The organism is Streptomyces sp. NPDC006691, from assembly GCF_042869955.1.
Classification (GTDB): domain Bacteria; phylum Actinomycetota; class Actinomycetes; order Streptomycetales; family Streptomycetaceae; genus Streptomyces.
Window position 1 is genome coordinate 1 of sequence record NZ_JBIAGW010000007.1, and the last position, 18152, is coordinate 18152.

Sequence of the window (18152 nt, forward strand, 5' to 3'; positions counted from 1 at the left end):
CGCCCCTCGGACCCCCGCAGGGGGCTGCGCCCCCTGCACCCCCGGTTCGGGGCTCCGCCCCGGACCCCGTATCGCGCCTGAACGGCGCTCGTCCTCAAACTCCCCCAAGGCCTTAAGGCCAGGGGGACCCCCATGACGGGCTGAAGTGCCCGATGCGGGCCCGTACCGATCAGCCGGCTGGGAACCAGGTGGAGCCGGGTGGAGAAACATCTCCACCCGGATCTCCCCCCGACGTCTCAGGACCGCAGACCGGGGCCGTCCTAACGTCTTTCCCAGATGGTCCTGAACGTCGACTTCCTCCCTTCCCTTCGCAACCGGGGGTCCCCCATGTCCTCACATCCGTCGAGCCCCGCAGGACACGGCGAAACCAGCACCCGCGCCTCGCGGTCCCGTGCCGTGAAGCGTGCGATGGTCACCACGCTCTTCTACGACATCGGGCTGTCGGTCATGGCGTACTTCGCCGCCGAACTGCTCGGGGCAACCACCTACGTCGCACTGCTGGCCGGCACGCTCGTCGCCGGCGCGCGCATGCTCTGGGTGGCGGTCCGCCGGCGCCGGGTCGACCCGTTCGCGCTGTTCCTGCTCTTCCTGTTCGGCGCGAGCCTGGCACTGAGCTTCACCAGTGGCGGAGCCAGGTTCATCCTCGCCAAGGACTCCGCGCAGTCCGCCGTGGCCGGTCTGGTGCTCGTCGGCAGCTGCGCCGTCCGTCGACCGCTCGCCTACTATGCCGCGCAGCGATTCGCCCGCCAGGCCGGAACGCGGCAGGCGGCCGAGTTCAACGCCATGGCGGACACGGCCACCATGCGGGCCCGCTGGCGCCGCGTCACCCTGGTCTGGGGCACCACGCTCCTGATCGACGCCTCGCTGCGCATCACCGCCGTCTACCTGCTCCCGATCAAGGTGGCCTCCAACGTGTCGCAGCTGCTCATGTTCGCCTTCGTGGGCGGGCTGGTCCTGTGGACCGTCCGCTCGATGAAGAAGGGGCACGCCGAGCCCCGGCCCGCCGCGTCGGAGCACGCCGCGGCCTGACACCGGAGCCGCCCGCGCCAGTCGGCCGGAGCATGGACGCACCACGCAGCCCATGCCTCAGACCCGCCCCGAGCCCCCTGAGGGCGCGGGGCACTGCGCACGACCCGACCCGGTGAGTCCAGCCACGCACCTCACCCGACCCGCACGCGGACGTACCGAACCGATCGGACCCGGGCCGCCCCTGCGCCTCCCCCCACGCGAGAGCGCCCGCACCTCGTCCCGGAGCCGACGACGGGCCGGCGCTGATCACTGAGCTTCATGAACTCCGCCTGGCCCGTGAACCACCAGCCAGGCAACCGCACCCCCCACGCGAAGGGCCCCACGCGAAGGGCCCCACGCGAAGCGCCTCACGCGAAGGGCCCCGCGCGAGGCGCCCCACGCGAAGGGCCCCGCGCGCAGGGGGTGGAGCGTAACCCGCAGGGGCGATGGCGCGGTCGTACGGGGCGGTGGGAGAGGGTGCCAAGTGCCCATCTCCCCAGGTCACTTGAGGCCGGCCACCGAAGCGCGACCGGCGTCACACGCACCGCCCGCCGTGCGGATTCCACCTCCTGCTGGGGCCTCCTGCCGGGCCCGCCCGCATGCCGCCGGGGCCCGCAGATGCCCTCCGGCGCCGCTGATCGCTCCGGGTCTTCCACCGCGCCGCGGCCGTCGCCGCGATAGGCCCGTTGGCCGGCTCGTAAACCCGGCGAAGGGGCTACGAGTGCCCCGTCACCGGACGAGTCCGATGGCCTCGATCTCGATCATCCACTCGGCGTTCGCGAGTGAGGAGACCTCTACGAACGACTCCGCGAGGTGGGGCTTGTCCGGGAAGTGTTCCGCGCGCAGCTTCGCGAAGATGTCCTGCTGCGCCACGTCCGTGACGAACACGGTCGCCTTGACCACTTCGGCGAGGCTGGAGCCCGCGTTCGTGAGGACCGTCGACAGATTCGCGAGCGCCTGACGGGCTTGCGCCTCGAAGTCCCCGACGCCGACCGTGGCTCCCTGGGCATCGATCGGCGCCTGCCCCGAGGTGAAGACCAAGTTCCCGACCCGGACGCCGAGCGATATGCCGGCCGACTCGTACCAGTCGGGTTCCGCGGAGACACGCACACGCTCCGCGGCAGGCTGAGTAACGGACATACTGGTGACACTCCCTCAAAACTGCACGCATTCGGAGCCGGGCACCTGTGATCAGCCCGGCTTGATCGACAGCCACGAGCCCCTGGGATTCATTCCCGAGGGCCCGCAAGGTGCACTGGCAGGGTGGTGGGGGCGACCGGGGCGTACGAGCCGGTGGGGGGACCGCTCGTGCCGAGCCGGGGCCGGCAGCCCGGTCGGTCACGGCGGCCGGGGTGGTCAACGCGCGGGAGCCCCGGCCGCGTTGGCGACCGGGGCTCCTCACGTACTCCTCACGTAAGGGCGTCAGCGCATCAGCGCATCAGCCGTCAACGTGTCAGTCCTTGATCTCGCAGATCATCGCGCCGGAGGACACCGACGCACCCACCTTGGCCGAGAGGTTCTTGATCGTGCCGGAGCGGTGGGCGTTCAGGGGCTGCTCCATCTTCATGGCCTCCAGGACCACGACGAGGTCGCCCTCCTTGACCTCCTGGCCCTCCTCGACCGCGACCTTCACGATCGTGCCCTGCATGGGCGAGGCGAGGGTGTCGCCGGAGGCGGCGGAGCCGGCCTTCTTGGCGGCGCGGCGCTTGGGCTTGGCGCCGCCGGCCGCCGCGGTGCGGGCCAGGGTCATGCCGAGGGAGGACGGCAGGGAGACCTCAAGGCGCTTGCCGCCGACCTCGACGACGACCGTCTCGCGGCCCGGCTCCTCGTCGGTGTCCGCTTCGGCGGTGGCCGTGAACGCCGGGATCTCGTTGACGAACTCGGTCTCGATCCAGCGGGTGTGGATGGTGAACGGGTCGGCCGTGAACGCGGGGTCGACAACTACCGCGCGGTGGAAGGGAATCGCGGTCGCCATGCCCTCGACGTTGAACTCGGCCAGGGCGCGCGCGGCACGCTGGAGGGCCTGCTCGCGGGTGGCGCCGGTGACGATGAGCTTGGCGAGCAGCGAGTCCCAGGCGGGGCCGATGACCGAGCCGGACTCGACGCCCGCGTCCAGGCGGACGCCCGGTCCGGACGGCGGCGCGAACACGGTGACGGTGCCGGGGGCGGGCAGGAAGCCGCGGCCCGGGTCCTCGCCGTTGATGCGGAACTCGAAGGAGTGGCCGCGCATGACCGGGTCGTCGTAGCCGAGGGCCTCGCCGTCGGCGATGCGGAACATCTCGCGGACCAGGTCGATGCCGGTGACCTCTTCGGTGACCGGGTGCTCGACCTGGAGGCGGGTGTTGACCTCAAGGAAGGAGATCGTGCCGTCGGCCCCGACGAGGAACTCGACGGTGCCCGCGCCGACGTAGCCGGCCTCGCGCAGGATCGCCTTCGAGGCGGCGTACAGCTCGGCGTTCTGCGCCTCGCTCAGGAACGGGGCGGGGGCTTCCTCGACCAGCTTCTGGTGGCGGCGCTGGAGCGAGCAGTCACGGGTGGAGACGACGACCACGTTGCCGTGGGTGTCGGCCAGGCACTGGGTCTCGACGTGACGGGGCTTGTCGAGGTAGCGCTCGACGAAGCACTCGCCGCGGCCGAAGGCGGCGACGGCCTCGCGGACGGCCGAGTCGTAGAGCTCGGGGACCTCTTCGAGGGTGCGGGCGACCTTGAGGCCGCGGCCGCCGCCGCCGAAGGCCGCCTTGATGGCGATGGGCAGGCCGTGCTCCTTGGCGAACGCGACGACCTCGTCCGAGCCCGAGACCGGGTCCGGAGTGCCGGCGACCAGCGGGGCACCGGCGCGCTGCGCGATGTGCCGGGCCGCCACCTTGTCGCCGAGGTCGCGGATGGCCTGCGGGGGCGGGCCGATCCAGGTCAGGCCCGCGTCGAGTACCGCCTGGGCGAACTCGGCGTTCTCGGAGAGGAATCCGTAGCCCGGGTGGACCGCGTCCGCTCCGGAGTCGGCCGCTGCCGCGAGCACCTTGGCGATGTCCAGATAGCTGGTCGCCGGGGTGTCACCGCCCAGGGCGAATGCCTCGTCCGCGGCCCGGACATGCAACGCATCCCGGTCCGGATCGGCGTAGACGGCTACGCTCGCGATCCCGGCGTCCCGGCAGGCCCGGGCAACGCGGACAGCGATTTCGCCTCGGTTGGCGATGAGCACCTTGCGCACGATGGCTCCCTCCTTGAAACAAGCTGAGTTTAGGGAAGCCGCACACTGGCTTACGACCCGTCCCCAATGGTGAGCTTGCCCACACGGAGTGTGATTCGAGGCACGCTCAAGTCGCGAAATCCCTTGTCGCACCACGGTACGCCGGGCTTCCGTACCGCACAGTAGCGGTCCGGTGTGGGCAAGGTCTCTGTCCCGTGGGCCAGCACGCCCCCGGGTTTCTTTGTGGAGTCCCTACGAACGGCCGAATGATTCTTTGCGGCCGGGCGCCCGTCGGGCGAGGCGCTTCGGGTCTCGACGGGCCATCGTTGTTGTGCGGACCCTTGTACGAATCATTACTGGTTAGTAGCGTGCGCGCCACAGCCGTACTAGGGGTAACAGGGGGTGTCGGGCGTGCTGCGCCGACTGATCGCCATCGTGGCCGCGCTCGTTCTCTTCGCCGAGGCGTGCGGTGTCGTGCTGGTCAACTGGGTGCTCGGCCTCGTCGCCCGCAACCAGCACATGTCCATGGCCGGGATCGATCCGCACGCGATCTCCGTCGGCGCGTGGATCGCGGGCGCCCTGTTCGGGCTCTTCCTCGTCCTCTGCGGAATCCTGCTGCTGATCATCGGCATCCGCGACCGCGCCCCGGGCCGCTTCGCCCGCATCGCGCTGATCGCCTGCGCGGTGGTGCACGCGGTGCTCGGCGCGTTCACCGTCGGCCTGGTCGGCTGGCAGGCCTTCGCCTTCCTGATGGTCGTGCTCGCGCTGCTCGTCTTCGTGCTCGTGACGTACGCCAGGGAGCGCCCCGCGCCGGAGGCCGAGCCCGAGGACGGGCCGCCCGGAGCCCCCAGCGGGGCGCCGGCCGCCGCCTGAGGTCCCGCTACACCCAGAGGTCGGTGATCGACACGCCCAGCTCGCCGAGGAGCGCGCGCAGCAGGGGCAGGCTGAGCCCGATCACGTTTCCGTGGCTGCCCTCGATCGAGTCGACGAAGGGCGCCGAGCGGCCGTCGAGCGTGAACGCCCCCGCCACGTAAAGGGGTTCACCGCTGGCCACGTACGCCGCGATCTCCGCGTCGGTGGGCTCGCCGAACCGCACGACCGTCGACGCGGTCTTCGAAGCCCGCCCGCCCGTCGCGGTGTCGATCACGCAGTGCCCGGTCCGGAGTACGCCCGAGCGGCCGCGCATCGACTTCCAGCGGGCGGTGGCGTCCTCGGCGTCGGCGGGCTTGCCGAGCGCGTGGCCGTCCAGTTCGAGTACCGAGTCGCAGCCGATGATCAGCGCGCCGGCGGCCTCCGGCCGGCCGGCCACCGCGTCCGCCTTCGCCTCGGCGAGCACCAGGGCGAGCTCGGCGGGGCTCGGCGCGCTCAGGGCGTCTTCGTCGACGCCGCTGACGATGACCTCGGGCGCGAGCCCCGCCTGGCGGAGCAGCCCGAGCCGGGCGGGGGATTGGGAGGCGAGGACGAGGCGGCGCTGAGCAGTCATGGGCGCCATCGTAGGTGCCGCGCGCCGCGCGCGGGCTCTCGGTGAAACCTCCCCGGGCGGTCAGCGGATGCCGACCACGATCATCGCCACCACCATGGCGAGGGCGAGGAACAGGCCGGCCCGGCGCATCATTGCCTGGGCGTCGCGCAGTTCCTTCGGCGGCTCGTTCTTCGGGTCTGACCACAGCATGTAACCGATAGTGCGGCCAAGGCCGTTGGCGCGCCTGAGTACGGGTACTCAAGCCGCCTGGTGCCAAGTGACCCTTTGCGGACCCTTACTTCATCTCCTACTTCATCTCCGGTTCATCCGGAACCCCGTCCCACCCCATCCGCCCCTCCGTAAAAGGTTCTCGGGTTCCATTACGCGACCTCGGCTGCTACGCTCCGAGCTAACGGAACCAGCGAACCATTAGGGCTCGTGAGGTGGCCGTGAACAGGGGAGATCGCCATGCACAAGCCGCTGATCGTCGGTGCCGCCACCCTCGCGCTGCTCACCGGGGCGACGCAGCCGTCCACCGCGCGGGCCGGATCGTGGGGTTCCGCCTGGGCCGCCTCGCCGCAGCTGCCGGCGACCGGCTTCACCCCCAACTGGTCGCAGGAGGGCTTCTCGCACCAGAGCGTCCGCCAGGTCGTACGCGTCACTCAGGGTGGCGACCGGATCCGTATCCGGCTCTCCAACGCGTACGGCACCTCGCCGCTCGTCGTCACCGGCGCGACCGTCGCCCGTACCGCGGAAGGGGCGGCCGTACAGCCGCGCACCGTAAGGGAGTTGACCTTCTGGGGCCGTCGGTCCGTGAGCATCCCGGCCCACGGAGAGCTGCGCAGCGACGCCGCGCGACTCGGGTTCGAACGGCTCGACCGGGTGACCGTCACGCTCTACTTCGCCGGCACGACCGGCCCCGCCACCTTCCACGCGCAGGGCTTCACGGACACCTACCGGGCCGAGGGCGACCACCGGGCGGACGTGTCGGGCGGGGCCTTCGGCGCGTCCAGCCAGTCCTGGTACTACCTCTCCGGCGTCGAGGTGGGCGGCCGGGTCCGGAGCGACGGCATCGCCCTGCTCGGGGACTCGATCACGGACGGTTTCGGCTCCACGCCGGGCGCCGACCGCCGTTACTCCGACGCCCTGGCCGAGCGCACCGGCCGGCCCGTCGTCAACGCGGGCATCGGCGGCAACCTCGTCCTCAACGACTCGGCCTGGTACGGCGAGCGGGCCACCGCACGCTTCGCGCGTGACGTGCTCGACCAGCCCGGCGTCTCGACCGTCGTCGTCCTGGCAGGTCTCAACGACATCGGGTTCAGCGAGGCCCGGAAGGGGCCGGTCCCGCAACCCACCTATGTGCCCGCGCCCGTCGTCTCCAGCGCCGAACTCATCGCCGGATACCGGGAGTTGATCAGCCAGGCGCACGGCCGGGGCCTGACGGCCGTCGGGGCCACGCTGCTCCCGCTCAAGGGCTCCGACCACTGGGGCGAGCACGCGGCGCGGGTCAGTGACGAGGTCAACGACTGGATCCGCACCTCCGGCGCGTTCGACGCGGTCGTCGACTTCGACAAGGCGCTCGCCTCGAAGTCCGACCCCGACCGGCTCGCCCCCGCCTACGACTCGGGTGACGCCCTCCACCCCAACGACGCGGGCTACCGGGTCATGGCGCAGGCCCTGGCCGAAGTGCTGTGCGGCGGCGTCCGCACGGCGGTGCGGTGAGGCGTGCGGGGGCGGGTGCGGCGTAGGTACGAAGACGGCCGGGCCCCTCGCTGGAGGGTCCGGCCGTCGCTCCGGGTGGCGCCTACGCGGGCCAGTACGTCCGGGCCCAGGTGCGCGCCCCGGGCCTCGGCAGGGCGCGCCGGGCTATGCGCGCCGGATCGGACCAGCCCGCGGGCGGCTGCGGCGCACCGGGCGCGGCCGAAGCCGTCGCCGCGGCGCGCGCCTGGACCACCGCGAGTGCGGCGGCCAGCTCCTCCGGGGTCGGATTGCCCCGTACGACCTTGATCACAGCGGCTCCTTGCGGAATGCGGGGTGCGGAATGCGGGGTGCGGTATGCGGGCCAGGGATGTGGTGCCGGCTAGAGCGGGATGTTGCCGTGCTTCTTCGGAGGAAGGGATTCCCGCTTAGTGCGCAGCTGACGCAGACCCTTCACGATGTGGGCCCGGGTCTCCGACGGCATGATCACCGCGTCCACGTAGCCGCGCTCGGCCGCGATGTACGGGTTGAGCAGGGTGTCCTCGTAGTCCGCGATCAGCTCGGTGCGGGTGGCCTCCTGGTCCTCGGCGGCCGCGATCGTGCGGCGGTGCAGGATGTTGACCGCGCCCTGCGCGCCCATGACCGCGATCTGCGCGGTCGGCCAGGCCAGGTTGAGGTCGGCGCCCAGGTGCTTGGAGCCCATGACGTCGTACGCGCCGCCGAACGCCTTGCGGGTGATGACGGTGATCAGCGGGACCGTCGCCTCGGCGTAGGCGTAGATCAGCTTGGCGCCGCGGCGGATGATCCCGCCGTACTCCTGGTCCACACCCGGCAGGAAGCCCGGCACGTCCACGAAGGTCAGCACCGGCACGTTGAAGGCGTCGCAGGTGCGCACGAAGCGCGCGGCCTTCTCGGAGGCGTTGATGTCGAGGCAGCCGGCGAACTGCATCGGCTGGTTGGCGACGATGCCGACCGGGAAGCCCTCCACGCGGCCGAAGCCGGTGATGATGTTCGGCGCGAACAGGGCCTGCGTCTCCAGGAACTCCCCGTCGTCCAGGACGTGTTCGATGGCCGTGTGCATGTCGTACGGCTGGTTCGCGGAGTCCGGGATGAGCGCGTCGAGCTCGCGGTCCTCGTCCGAGGTCTCCAGATCGGCCTCCTCGGGGAAGGCCGGCGGCTCGCTCAGGTTGTTCGACGGCAGGTACGACAGCAGGGACTTGACGTACTCGATGGCGTCCTTCTCGTCGCCCGCCATGTGGTGGGCCACGCCCGACGTGGTGTTGTGGGTGCGGGCGCCGCCGAGCTCCTCGAAGCCGACGTCCTCGCCGGTGACGGTCTTGATGACGTCGGGCCCGGTGATGAACATGTGCGAGGTCTGGTCGACCATCACCGTGAAGTCGGTGATCGCGGGGGAGTACACCGCGCCGCCCGCGCACGGGCCGACGATCAGCGAGATCTGCGGGACGACGCCCGAGGCGTGCACGTTGCGGCGGAAGATCTCGGCGAACAGGCCGAGCGCGACCACGCCCTCCTGGATGCGGGCGCCGCCGCCGTCGTTGATGCCGATGACCGGGCAGCCGGTCTTCATCGCGAAGTCCATGACCTTCACGATCTTCTCGCCGTACACCTCGCCGAGCGAGCCGCCGAAGATGGTGAAGTCCTGCGAGTAGACGCACACCGGGCGGCCGTCGACGGTCCCGTAACCGGTGACCACGCCGTCGCCGTAGGGGCGGTTCTTCTCGATGCCGAAGTTGGTCGAGCGGTGCCGGGCGAACTCGTCCAGCTCGACGAACGAGCCCTCGTCCAGGAGCAGTTCGACCCGCTCACGGGCCGTCAACTTGCCCTTGGCGTGCTGCTTCTCGATCGCACGCGCGGAGCCGGCGTGGGTCGCCTCGTCGATGCGGCGCTGAAGATCCGCCAGCTTTCCGGCGGTGGTGTGGATGTCGACGGTGGCGTCGCTCTGGGCGTTTTCCGGCTCGGACATCGGGATGCGGCTCCCTGCCTGGTCACGGGGGTGGCTGGCTGCTGACTCGTAGGCTGGCTACTGACTCGTAGGGTAGTGGCGCCGATACGGTTCGGCAGTGCGGCGTTTGCCACACCCGGGGCGCCTTGCAATTGCGGCCTAACCTGGCTGCATGACACCCCCGGACGCTTCCGACAGCCGCTGGTCCGACCTCGACCGGCCGCCCCTGAACGCCACCGCGCTGCGCCGCGCCCTGCTGCGCCCCGACGCGCTGTGGACCTCGCTCGACGTGGTCACCGCGACCGGCTCCACCAACTCCGACCTCGCGGCCAAAGCCGACGGGCTCGACGAGGGCGCGGTCCTGGTCGCCGAGGAGCAGACCGCGGGACGCGGGCGCCTGGACCGGCGCTGGTCGGCGCCGGCCCGCTCCGGGCTCTTCTTCTCGGTCCTGCTCAAGCCGGGGGCGTCGGTGCCGGTGGAGCGCTGGGGATGGCTGCCGCTGCTCACCGGGGTCGCGGTGGCGAAGGGCCTGGAGCGGGCGGCGGGCGTCGACACCGCGCTGAAATGGCCCAACGACCTGCTGCTCACCGTGGCGGGCGAGGAGCGCAAGGCGGGCGGCATCCTCGCGGAGCGCGCCGGGGCCGACGCCGTGGTCGTCGGCATCGGCCTCAACGTCACGCTGCGTGCCGAGGAGCTCCCGGTGCCCGGTGCGGGCTCGCTCGCGCTCGCGGGCGCCGTCTCCACCGACCGCGACACCCTGCTGCGCGCCGTCCTGCGCTCCCTGGAGGAGGGGTACGCAACCTGGCGCGCGGCAGGCGGCGACCCGGCTGCCTCCGGCCTCCAGGAGGCCTACGCGGCGGCCTGCGCGACGCTGGGCCGCACGGTGCGTGCGGAGCTGCCGGGCGGGCAGTCGGTACGGGGCGAGGCGGTGGCCGTGGACGGGGACGGGCGTCTGGTTCTCGCCACCGAGGAGGGCGTGCAGCGCCCGGTGGCGGCGGGCGACATCGTCCACCTGCGCCCGGACGCACCGTAAGCCCGGCCGAGGACACGCTCCCGGGACGTGAGCTACGGCACACCTGCCGTATCGTTGAGCCCGATCCAGCGACAGATCGGCAGGGCAGTGCGCAGGCAACGGGCAGGAGGCGGCCGGTGACCGTCGACGAGACACGGTCCGGTGCGGATGACGGCACCGGCAGCGGCCCCGGCGGCTCCGGCACCCCCGCACCACCCGCGTCCTCCGCGTACCCGACGCCGCACCACGCCGTCGACCACACCGCCGAGCCGACCGACGACCCGCTGGCCATCCGCCTGGAGCAGCTCATCCTGGGGGCCGACCGGCGCTACACGCCGTTCCAGGCGGCCCGTACCGCGGGCGTCTCGATGGAGCTGGCGTCCCGGTTCTGGCGGGCCATGGGGTTCGCCGACATCGGGCAGGCCAAGGCGCTCACCGAGGCCGACGTGCTTGCCCTGCGGCGGCTCGCCGGTCTGGTCGAGGCGGGGCTGCTCAGCGAGCCGATGGCGGTGCAGGTCGCGCGCTCCACCGGGCAGACCACCGCCCGGCTGGCCGAATGGCAGATCGATTCTTTCCTGGAGGGCCTCACCGAGCCCCCCGAGCCCGGCATGACCCGCACCGAGGTCACGTACCCCCTGGTCGAGCTGCTGCTGCCCGAGCTTCAGGAATTCCTCGTCTACGTGTGGCGGCGCCAGCTGGCCGCCGCGACCGGGCGCGTGGTGCAGGCCGCCGACGACGAAGAGATGGTCGACCGCCGCCTCGCGGTGGGCTTCGCCGACCTCGTCGGGTTCACCCGGCTCACCCGGCGCCTGGAGGAGGAGGAGCTCGGCGAGCTCGTCGAGGCCTTCGAGACGACCGCCGCCGACCTGGTCGCGGCCCACGGCGGGCGGCTCATCAAGACGCTGGGCGACGAGGTCCTGTTCGCCGCCGACGACGCGGGCACGGCCGCCGAGATCTCGCTGCGGCTCATCGAGACGATGGCCGGCGACGAGACGATGCCGGCGTTGCGCGTGGGCATCGCGTTCGGCACCGTCACGACCCGCATGGGCGACGTGTTCGGCACCACCGTGAACCTTGCGAGCCGGCTCACCTCGATAGCCCCCAAGGACGCGGTCCTGGTCGACGGCGCGTTCGCCGAGGAGCTGGCCCGCACCGGCGACGCCCCGGTCTCCGAGGCGCAGGCCGCCCAGGACGCGCTCGCAGCGGAGAAGGAGGGCGAGGAGCTCGCCCCGGCCGCGAAGTACCGCTTCGCGCTCCAGCCGATGTGGCAGCGCCCGGTGCGCGGCCTCGGTGTGGTCGAGCCCTGGCTCCTGCACCGCCGCGAGACGCAGGGCCTGTCCTAGGACCTGTCGCCAGGCCCGCCGGGACGCCCTGGAGGCCCTGCCGGTCGCGGGCCTAGGATCACCCCCGACGTAACGTTCGTTAACGGAGGGGTTGCCATGGCTGAGCAGCGGTTCGGGGAGTTCGTCGTCGTGCGGCGCGAGGGGTACGTCGCCGAGCTGGTGCTCGACCGGCCCAAGGCCATGAACGCCGTCTCGACCGAGATGGCCCGCTCCATCGCCGCCGCCTGCGCGGCGCTCGGCGGCGACCCCGAGGCCCGGGTCACCGTGGTGACGTCGACGAACGAGCGGGCCTTCTGCGTCGGCGCGGACCTGAAGGAGCGCAACTCCTTCACCGACGCCGAGCTGGTACGCCAGCGCCCCACCGCCCGCGCCGCCTACACCGGCGTGCTCGAACTGCCCATGCCGACGGTCGCCGCCGTGCACGGCTTCGCGCTCGGCGGCGGCTTCGAGCTCGCGCTCGCCTGCGATGTGATCGTGGCGGACGCGACCGCCGTGGTCGGCCTGCCCGAGGTGTCGGTCGGCGTCATCCCCGGTGGCGGCGGTACGCAGCTGCTGCCCCGCCGGGTCGGCGCGGCCCGCGCCGCCGAGCTGGTCTTCACCGCGCGCCGCGTGGAGGCCGTGGAGGCAAGGGAGTTGGGGCTCGTCGACGTGCTGGCCGAGGACGCCCGCACCGAGGCGCTGGCGCTCGCCGGGCGGATGGCGGCCAACTCACCGGTCGGGCTGCGCGCCGCGAAGCGGGCGATGCGGCTGGGTCAGGGCCTGGACCTGCGGGCCGGCCTTGAGGTGGAGGACGCGGCGTGGCGCTCGGTGGCCTTCTCCGGGGACCGCGCCGAGGGCGTGGCCGCGTTCAACGAGAAGCGGAAGCCGGTGTGGCCCGGGGAGTGACCCGGGTGACTCGGCCGAGCGGTCCGAAGCGGCCGGTGCGGGATATGTGTCCGGCGTCTCAGGGGTCAAAACACCCAAAACCTACCTAAGCTGTAGAAATGGGTGGAGAGGATGCCCGGCTGCGGGCCGTGGTTTCGCTGGCACAGGCCATGGCCGCGGCCCACACGCCGCGCGAGTCCTGGCGTGCCGCGGCGCTGGGCGCGCGCGACGCGCTCGGCGGGAACTTCGCCGCGCTCTCCGTCTGGGAGCGCGAGCTGGGCCGACTTCGCGTGCTGGTGAACGAGGGCGAACGGGCCGCCGGGGAGGAGGAGTTCCCCGACGACGAGACGTATCCGGTGCACCAGTTCCCCGAGATCACCGAGTTCCTGCACGAGCGGTGGGCGGGCGGCGGTGAGCCCAACGCCTGGGTCGAGACCGCCGTCGCGCCGCCCGAGGGGGATGCGGGCTACTGCCACGAGCGCGTGACCGCGCTGCGCAGGCGCGGCCGTGGCTGCTGTGTGGTGGCCCCGATCGTGCTGCACGGGCGGGCCTGGGGCGAGCTGTACGTGGCCCGGCCCGTCGGCGCGCCCGTCTTCGACGCGGCCGACGCGGACTTCGCCACCGTCCTCGCGTCGGTGGCCGCCGCCGGGATCTCCCAGACCGAACGCCTCGAAGAGGTGCGCCGCCTGGCCTTCACCGATCCGCTGACCGGGCTCGCGAACCGCCGTGCGGTGGACATGCGCCTCGACGAGGCGATCGAACGGCACCGGGTGGACGGCTCGGTCGTCAGCCTCGTGGTGTGCGACCTCAACGGGCTCAAGCGGGTCAACGACACGCTGGGGCACGCGGTCGGGGACCGTCTCCTCGAACGCTTCGGCTCGGTGCTCTCCCTCTGCGGGGCGATGCTGCCGGGGGCGCTGGCCGCGCGGCTCGGCGGCGACGAGTTCTGCCTCCTGGCCCTCGGCGCAACGCCCGACGAAGTCGTCGCCGTGAGCGAGCAACTCTGCCTGCGTGCGGGGGAGTTGGAGCTCGGCGAGGGAGTCGCGTGCGGGGTGGCCTCCACGGGTGACCCGATCGGCGAGGTGCGCTCGGCCCGCCGCCTGTTCCGCCTCGCGGACGCGGCCCAGTACCGCGCGAAGGCCGCGCGCTCGGTCAAGCCGGTGGTGGCGGGGCGGGACGGGGCGGTCCTCCGCCTCGCCGACGCGCCGCCGTCCCCGCCGCACGACCGCCGCCGCTTCAGGGGCCGGACCTGACACCCCGCCCGGCTCCCAGCCCCGCCTCCATCCGCGGGCGCGGCTCGCGCGGTTCCCCGCGCCCCCAAGAGCCTCGGTGCCGGGGCACCTCCAGCCCGTCCGGCGTTTGAGGACGAGCGCCCTTGAGGTGCGAACGGGGGTCTGGGGGCGGAGCCTCCAGGGTCCTTGTGCCTCCACCCGGGGGCGCGGCTCGCGCGGTTCCTCGCGCCCCCAAGAGCCTCGGTGCCGGGGTACCTCCAGCCCGTCCGGCGTTTGAGGACGAGCGCCCTTGAGGCGCGACCGGGGGTCTGGGGGCGGAGCCTCCAGGGTCCTTCACCCCCGGAGGGTTGCGGGAAGGGGCGGGGTGGGGCGGCTCCCGGGGTCTGGGGCGGAGCCCCAGGGTGCCACCCCGCACGCACCCGGTCCGGACCCCGTAGGCACTCGGGGCTAGTGACACCCGGCGATTCAGTCCGTAGGGTGCTGAATATGGATATGCACACTGTCGTGGTGGGGACCTCCGGCACCACCCCCGAGGACGTCATCGCCGTGGCCCGAGGCAACGCGAAGGTCGAGCTCTCCGCCGAGGCACTCGCCGCCCTCGCCAGGGCACGCGAGATCGTCGACGCCCTGGCCGCGAAGCCCGAGCCGGTGTACGGCGTCTCCACCGGCTTCGGCGCCCTGGCCTCCCGGCACATCAGCCCCGAGCTCCGCGCCCAGCTCCAGCGCAACATCGTGCGCTCGCACGCGGCCGGCATGGGCCCGCGGGTGGAGCGCGAGGTCGTGCGCGCGCTGATGTTCCTGCGCCTGAAGACCGTCGCGTCCGGGCACACCGGTGTGCGCCCCTCCGTCGCGCAGACCATGGCCGACGTGCTGAACGCGGGCATCACCCCCGTCGTCCACGAGTACGGCTCGCTCGGCTGCTCCGGCGACCTCGCGCCGCTGTCGCACTGCGCCCTGACGCTGATGGGCGAGGGCGACGCCGAGGGACCCGACGGTGTCGTGAAGCCCGCGGGCGAGCTGCTCGCCGCGGCCGGCATCGAGCCCGTCGAGCTGCGCGAGAAGGAGGGCCTGGCCCTCCTCAACGGCACCGACGGCATGCTCGGCATGCTGTGCATGGCCATCGCCGACCTGAAGAAGCTCTACACCTCCGCCGACATCACCGCGGCCCTCTCCCTCGAAGCGCTGCTCGGCACCGACAAGGTGCTCGCGCCCGAGCTGCACGCCATCCGCCCGCACCCGGGCCAGGGCGCGTCCGCCGCCAACATGCTTGCCGTGCTGACGGGTTCGGGCCTGACCGGCCACTTCCAGGAGGAAGAGGCGCCGCGCGTCCAGGACGCGTACTCGGTGCGCTGCGCCCCCCAGGTCAACGGCGCCGGACGCGACACCATCGCGTACGCCCTGACCGTCGCCGAGCGCGAACTGGCCGCCGCCGTCGACAACCCGGTGGTGCTGCCCGACGGCCGCGTCGAGTCCAACGGCAACTTCCACGGCGCCCCCGTCGCCTATGTCCTGGACTTCCTCGCCATCGCCGCCGCCGACCTCGGCTCGATCGCCGAGCGCCGCACCGACCGGCTGCTCGACAAGAACCGCAGCCACGGTCTGCCGCCGTTCCTCGCCGACGACGCCGGTGTGGACTCGGGCCTGATGATCGCCCAGTACACCCAGGCGGCCCTGGTCAGCGAGATGAAGCGGCTCGCGGTGCCGGCCTCCGCCGACTCGATCCCGTCCTCCGCGATGCAGGAGGACCACGTCTCCATGGGCTGGTCGGCCGCGCGTAAGCTGCGCACCTCCGTCGACAACCTGGCCCGGATCATCGCCGTCGAGATGTACGCGGCGACCCGCGGCATCGAGCTGCGCAAGGGCCTGACCCCCGCGCCCGCCTCGCAGGCGGCCATCGCCGCGGCCCGCGCGGCCGGCATCCAGGGTCCGGGGCCGGACCGCTTCCTCGCTCCCGACCTGGCCGCCGCCGACGCCTTCGTACGGGAAGGCAAGCTGGTCGCCGCCGTGGAGACGGTGACGGGGCGCCTCGCCTGACCACCCCGCGCACAGCGCGAGGGCCGCCCGGGACCTGTTGTCCCAGGCGGCCCTTTTGCGTCGGCAACTGCCGTACGGACCAACGGGGTTGAGGTGTGTCCGGATCAGGTCAGCACAGGCGTGATCTGCGGACCGAGTACGTCACGAACCCCGCCCCGAGCCCCAGGAACAGCGTGCCGCCGACCAGGTAGGGGGAGGTGTTCGCGCTGCCCGTGTCGGCCAGCGCCAGCGGGCCTTCGGCGGGGGCGGGGGCGGCCCGGTACGCGGAGGGCGCGGGGGGCGTCGAAGGGTGTTGCTCGTCCGTCGCGTTGGCGGACGGAACGAACCAGAGGGCGCAGAGCAGCGTGCCGGCCGCGGTGGCGGTGAGCAGGGGACGGCGAGCGACGGACAAGTGAGCGATCCCCTTGCGAGTACGTCGAATTGGCGGGATGCGCTGATGCTAGTGAAAGCAGCGGGTCGCGGGAAAGTCGAGAATGGCTTGAGCCCTACGCTCCCCGCATGAGCGAAGAAGAGACATCACGGTATGTGCGCCTCCGGGTCGATTTGGTCCTGGAGATCCAGGACGCGGACGAGCTGGCGGCGGCCGCGCTCGCCCGCATCGCCGAGGACTCCGCGATGCGACCCGAGGAACGCACGCATGCCGAGGCCGCGGTACGGGAAGACGGAGCGGAGGCCCTCGCCTACCTCGTGGACCCGGTCGACCTCGTGGAGGCGCTGCCGGGCGCGGATCTGGTCCAGGCCTCCTGGAGCAGTGAGCGGGTCGGCTACGACCCCGACGACGAGGAGTGGGACCTCGACGAGGAGGACGGCAACGACGATGACTGAACCACGAGGACCGAACGACGACGACTGACCGAGGCGACGACTGAACGAGGCGACGACTGAACGGGCGCGCCGGGCCGAGCGGGGTCCGGGGCGGGACGCGAACGCCTTTTGGCGATCTTGTCCGTCCCGCCCCGACCCGCCCTCGGACGCGTGGTGTGCCCCACATTCACCCCCGCTGCGGAACGGGAACGAGCAGTCTGATGTTCTAGACGTGATGACTTGCGGGGGGACGGCAACGATGGAGAAGCGTGTGAAGACGGAGAGTAAGCGGCGCAAGCAGGGTCTCGCGGCGGCGTGCGCGGTGCTCGGCGGCGTACTGGTCCTTTCTGCCTGCAACGGTGGCGGCGACAAGGGTGCCAAGGCCGAAAGCTCGTCATCGGCGCAGGCCGCGGCCGACAAGGCCGCCGAGAAGGACACCTCGGACGCCAAGATCACCATCCTGCCCAAGAACGGCGCCGACAACGTCGGCATCAACAGTGACACCAAGGTCACCGTCGCCGACGGCAAGCTGACCGAGGTGACGCTGACCTCGGCCGACGGCACCAAGGTCGACGGCAAGATATCCGCCGACGGCCTGAGCTGGGCGCCCGACAAGGCCCTGAAGCGTTCCACCACGTACAAGATCACGGCGACCGCGGCGGACGCGAAGTCGCGCCAGGCGCACGAGAACGCCTCCTTCAGCACCGTCTCCCCGAAGAACAGCTTCATAGGCAACTTCACGCCCGAGGACGGCTCGACCGTCGGTGTCGGTATGCCGGTGTCGATCAACTTCGACAAGGCGATCACCAACAAGAAGGGCGTGCAGGCCAAGATCACCGTCTCCTCCAGCTCCGGCCAGGAGGTCGTCGGGCACTGGTTCGGCTCGCAGCGTCTCGACTTCCGGCCGCAGGACTACTGGAAGGAGAACTCGACCGTCACCATGAAGATGGACCTGGACGGCGTCGAGGCCTCCAACGGGATCACCGGTGTCCAGGAGAAGACGGTCACCTTCAAGATCGGCCGCAACCAGGTCTCCACCGTGGACGCGAACACCCACACCATGACCGTCACCCAGGACGGCAAGACCGTGAAGACCATCCCGATCTCCGCGGGCTCCCCCGAACACCCCACGTACAACGGCCAGATGGTGATCTCCGAGAAGTACAAGGAGACCCGGATGAACGGTGCGACGGTCGGCTTCACGGACGACGACGGCAAGGGCGAGTACGACATCAAGGACGTGCCGCACGCCATGCGCCTGTCCGCGTCCGGCACCTTCATCCACGGCAACTACTGGGGCGCCAAGTCCATCTTCGGCAGCGCCAACACCAGCCACGGCTGCGTCGGCCTGTCGGACACCAAGGGTGCCAACGACGACGGCACCACGGCCGCCTGGTTCTACGACCACTCCATCACCGGTGACGTCGTGGTCATCAAGAACTCGCACGACAAGACGATCCAGCCGGACAACGGCCTCAACGGCTGGAACATGAGCTGGGACCAGTGGAAGGCCGGCTCCGCCGTCTGACCGCCCGGCCGTCCGCC

Annotated in this window: 17 protein-coding genes; 10 read left to right on the plus strand and 7 right to left on the minus strand. The window is 71.7% G+C overall.

The features are described from left to right. Positions 1-408: 408 nt before the first annotated feature. A complete protein-coding gene (locus ACFYNP_RS17465) occupies positions 409-1029 on the plus strand; it encodes a VC0807 family protein (protein ID WP_388786297.1) in 621 nt (206 codons plus the stop codon). 708 nt (positions 1030-1737) lie between these two features. On the opposite strand, the gene ACFYNP_RS17470 is transcribed toward ACFYNP_RS17465, so the two are convergent. After that, positions 1738-2148, minus strand: coding sequence for a RidA family protein (locus ACFYNP_RS17470; protein ID WP_388786299.1), 411 nt, complete (start codon positions 2146-2148; stop codon positions 1738-1740). A 313-nt stretch (positions 2149-2461) separates the two neighbouring features. After that, positions 2462-4216 carry an acetyl/propionyl/methylcrotonyl-CoA carboxylase subunit alpha gene (locus ACFYNP_RS17475; RefSeq protein WP_388406050.1) on the minus strand — a complete coding sequence of 585 codons (1755 nt, stop codon included), beginning with the start codon at positions 4214-4216 and terminating at the stop codon, positions 2462-2464. A gap of 381 nt (positions 4217-4597) precedes the next feature. Between ACFYNP_RS17475 and ACFYNP_RS17480 the strand changes: the two genes are divergently transcribed. Next, positions 4598-5068 carry a hypothetical protein gene (locus ACFYNP_RS17480; RefSeq protein WP_388406053.1) on the plus strand — a complete coding sequence of 157 codons (471 nt, stop codon included), beginning with the start codon at positions 4598-4600 and terminating at the stop codon, positions 5066-5068. A gap of 7 nt (positions 5069-5075) precedes the next feature. Here ACFYNP_RS17480 and ACFYNP_RS17485 read toward each other — a convergent pair whose 3' ends face one another. Together ACFYNP_RS17485 and mmpB are read right to left on the minus strand one after the other, a co-directional pair. Further along, positions 5076-5687, minus strand: coding sequence for a Maf family protein (locus tag ACFYNP_RS17485; RefSeq protein ID WP_388786301.1), 612 nt, complete (start codon positions 5685-5687; stop codon positions 5076-5078). Positions 5688-5738: 51 nt separating this feature from the next. Continuing rightward, positions 5739-5867: a morphogenic membrane protein MmpB gene (mmpB, locus tag ACFYNP_RS17490; RefSeq protein WP_267895398.1), complete on the minus strand. Its 129-nt coding sequence runs from the start codon at positions 5865-5867 to the stop codon at positions 5739-5741. A gap of 258 nt (positions 5868-6125) precedes the next feature. Between mmpB and ACFYNP_RS17495 the strand changes: the two genes are divergently transcribed. Continuing rightward, the gene (locus ACFYNP_RS17495) at positions 6126-7379 is read left to right on the plus strand and encodes an SGNH/GDSL hydrolase family protein (RefSeq protein ID WP_388786303.1); all 1254 of its coding nucleotides are present in this window, start codon (positions 6126-6128) and stop codon (positions 7377-7379) included. An 82-nt stretch (positions 7380-7461) separates the two neighbouring features. Here the strand turns inward: ACFYNP_RS17495 and ACFYNP_RS17500 are convergent, their stop codons facing one another. Beyond that, the gene (locus tag ACFYNP_RS17500) at positions 7462-7668 is read right to left on the minus strand and encodes an acyl-CoA carboxylase epsilon subunit (RefSeq protein WP_388406062.1); all 207 of its coding nucleotides are present in this window, start codon (positions 7666-7668) and stop codon (positions 7462-7464) included. 69 nt (positions 7669-7737) lie between these two features. Further along, positions 7738-9339: an acyl-CoA carboxylase subunit beta gene (locus tag ACFYNP_RS17505; RefSeq protein ID WP_100574799.1), complete on the minus strand. Its 1602-nt coding sequence runs from the start codon at positions 9337-9339 to the stop codon at positions 7738-7740. Between the two features lie 151 nt (positions 9340-9490). On the opposite strand from ACFYNP_RS17505, the gene ACFYNP_RS17510 reads away from it, so the two are divergent. The 5 genes from ACFYNP_RS17510 (at position 9491) to hutH (ending at position 15803) form a co-directional block, all read left to right on the plus strand. Next, positions 9491-10351: a biotin--[acetyl-CoA-carboxylase] ligase gene (locus tag ACFYNP_RS17510; protein ID WP_388406067.1), complete on the plus strand. Its 861-nt coding sequence runs from the start codon at positions 9491-9493 to the stop codon at positions 10349-10351. A gap of 116 nt (positions 10352-10467) precedes the next feature. Further along, a complete protein-coding gene (locus tag ACFYNP_RS17515) occupies positions 10468-11673 on the plus strand; it encodes an adenylate/guanylate cyclase domain-containing protein (protein WP_388406069.1) in 1206 nt (401 codons plus the stop codon). 96 nt (positions 11674-11769) lie between these two features. Continuing rightward, positions 11770-12558 carry an enoyl-CoA hydratase/isomerase family protein gene (locus tag ACFYNP_RS17520; RefSeq protein ID WP_388786305.1) on the plus strand — a complete coding sequence of 263 codons (789 nt, stop codon included), beginning with the start codon at positions 11770-11772 and terminating at the stop codon, positions 12556-12558. Positions 12559-12656: 98 nt separating this feature from the next. After that, on the plus strand, positions 12657-13790 hold the full coding sequence (locus ACFYNP_RS17525) for a diguanylate cyclase domain-containing protein (protein WP_388786306.1): 1134 nt from the start codon (positions 12657-12659) through the stop codon (positions 13788-13790). A 465-nt stretch (positions 13791-14255) separates the two neighbouring features. Continuing rightward, complete coding sequence (hutH, locus tag ACFYNP_RS17530; protein ID WP_388406076.1) at positions 14256-15803, plus strand: histidine ammonia-lyase; 1548 nt, start codon at positions 14256-14258, stop codon at positions 15801-15803. Between the two features lie 109 nt (positions 15804-15912). Here the strand turns inward: hutH and ACFYNP_RS17535 are convergent, their stop codons facing one another. After that, complete coding sequence (locus ACFYNP_RS17535) at positions 15913-16194, minus strand: LPXTG cell wall anchor domain-containing protein (RefSeq protein ID WP_100574805.1); 282 nt, start codon at positions 16192-16194, stop codon at positions 15913-15915. Positions 16195-16301: 107 nt separating this feature from the next. Here ACFYNP_RS17535 and ACFYNP_RS17540 point away from each other — a divergent pair, with 107 nt between their 5' ends. Beyond that, positions 16302-16628, plus strand: coding sequence for a hypothetical protein (locus ACFYNP_RS17540; protein ID WP_388406081.1), 327 nt, complete (start codon positions 16302-16304; stop codon positions 16626-16628). A 238-nt stretch (positions 16629-16866) separates the two neighbouring features. Further along, on the plus strand, positions 16867-18135 hold the full coding sequence (locus tag ACFYNP_RS17545) for an Ig-like domain-containing protein (RefSeq protein ID WP_388786308.1): 1269 nt from the start codon (positions 16867-16869) through the stop codon (positions 18133-18135). The last annotated feature ends 17 nt before the right edge of the window (positions 18136-18152 follow it).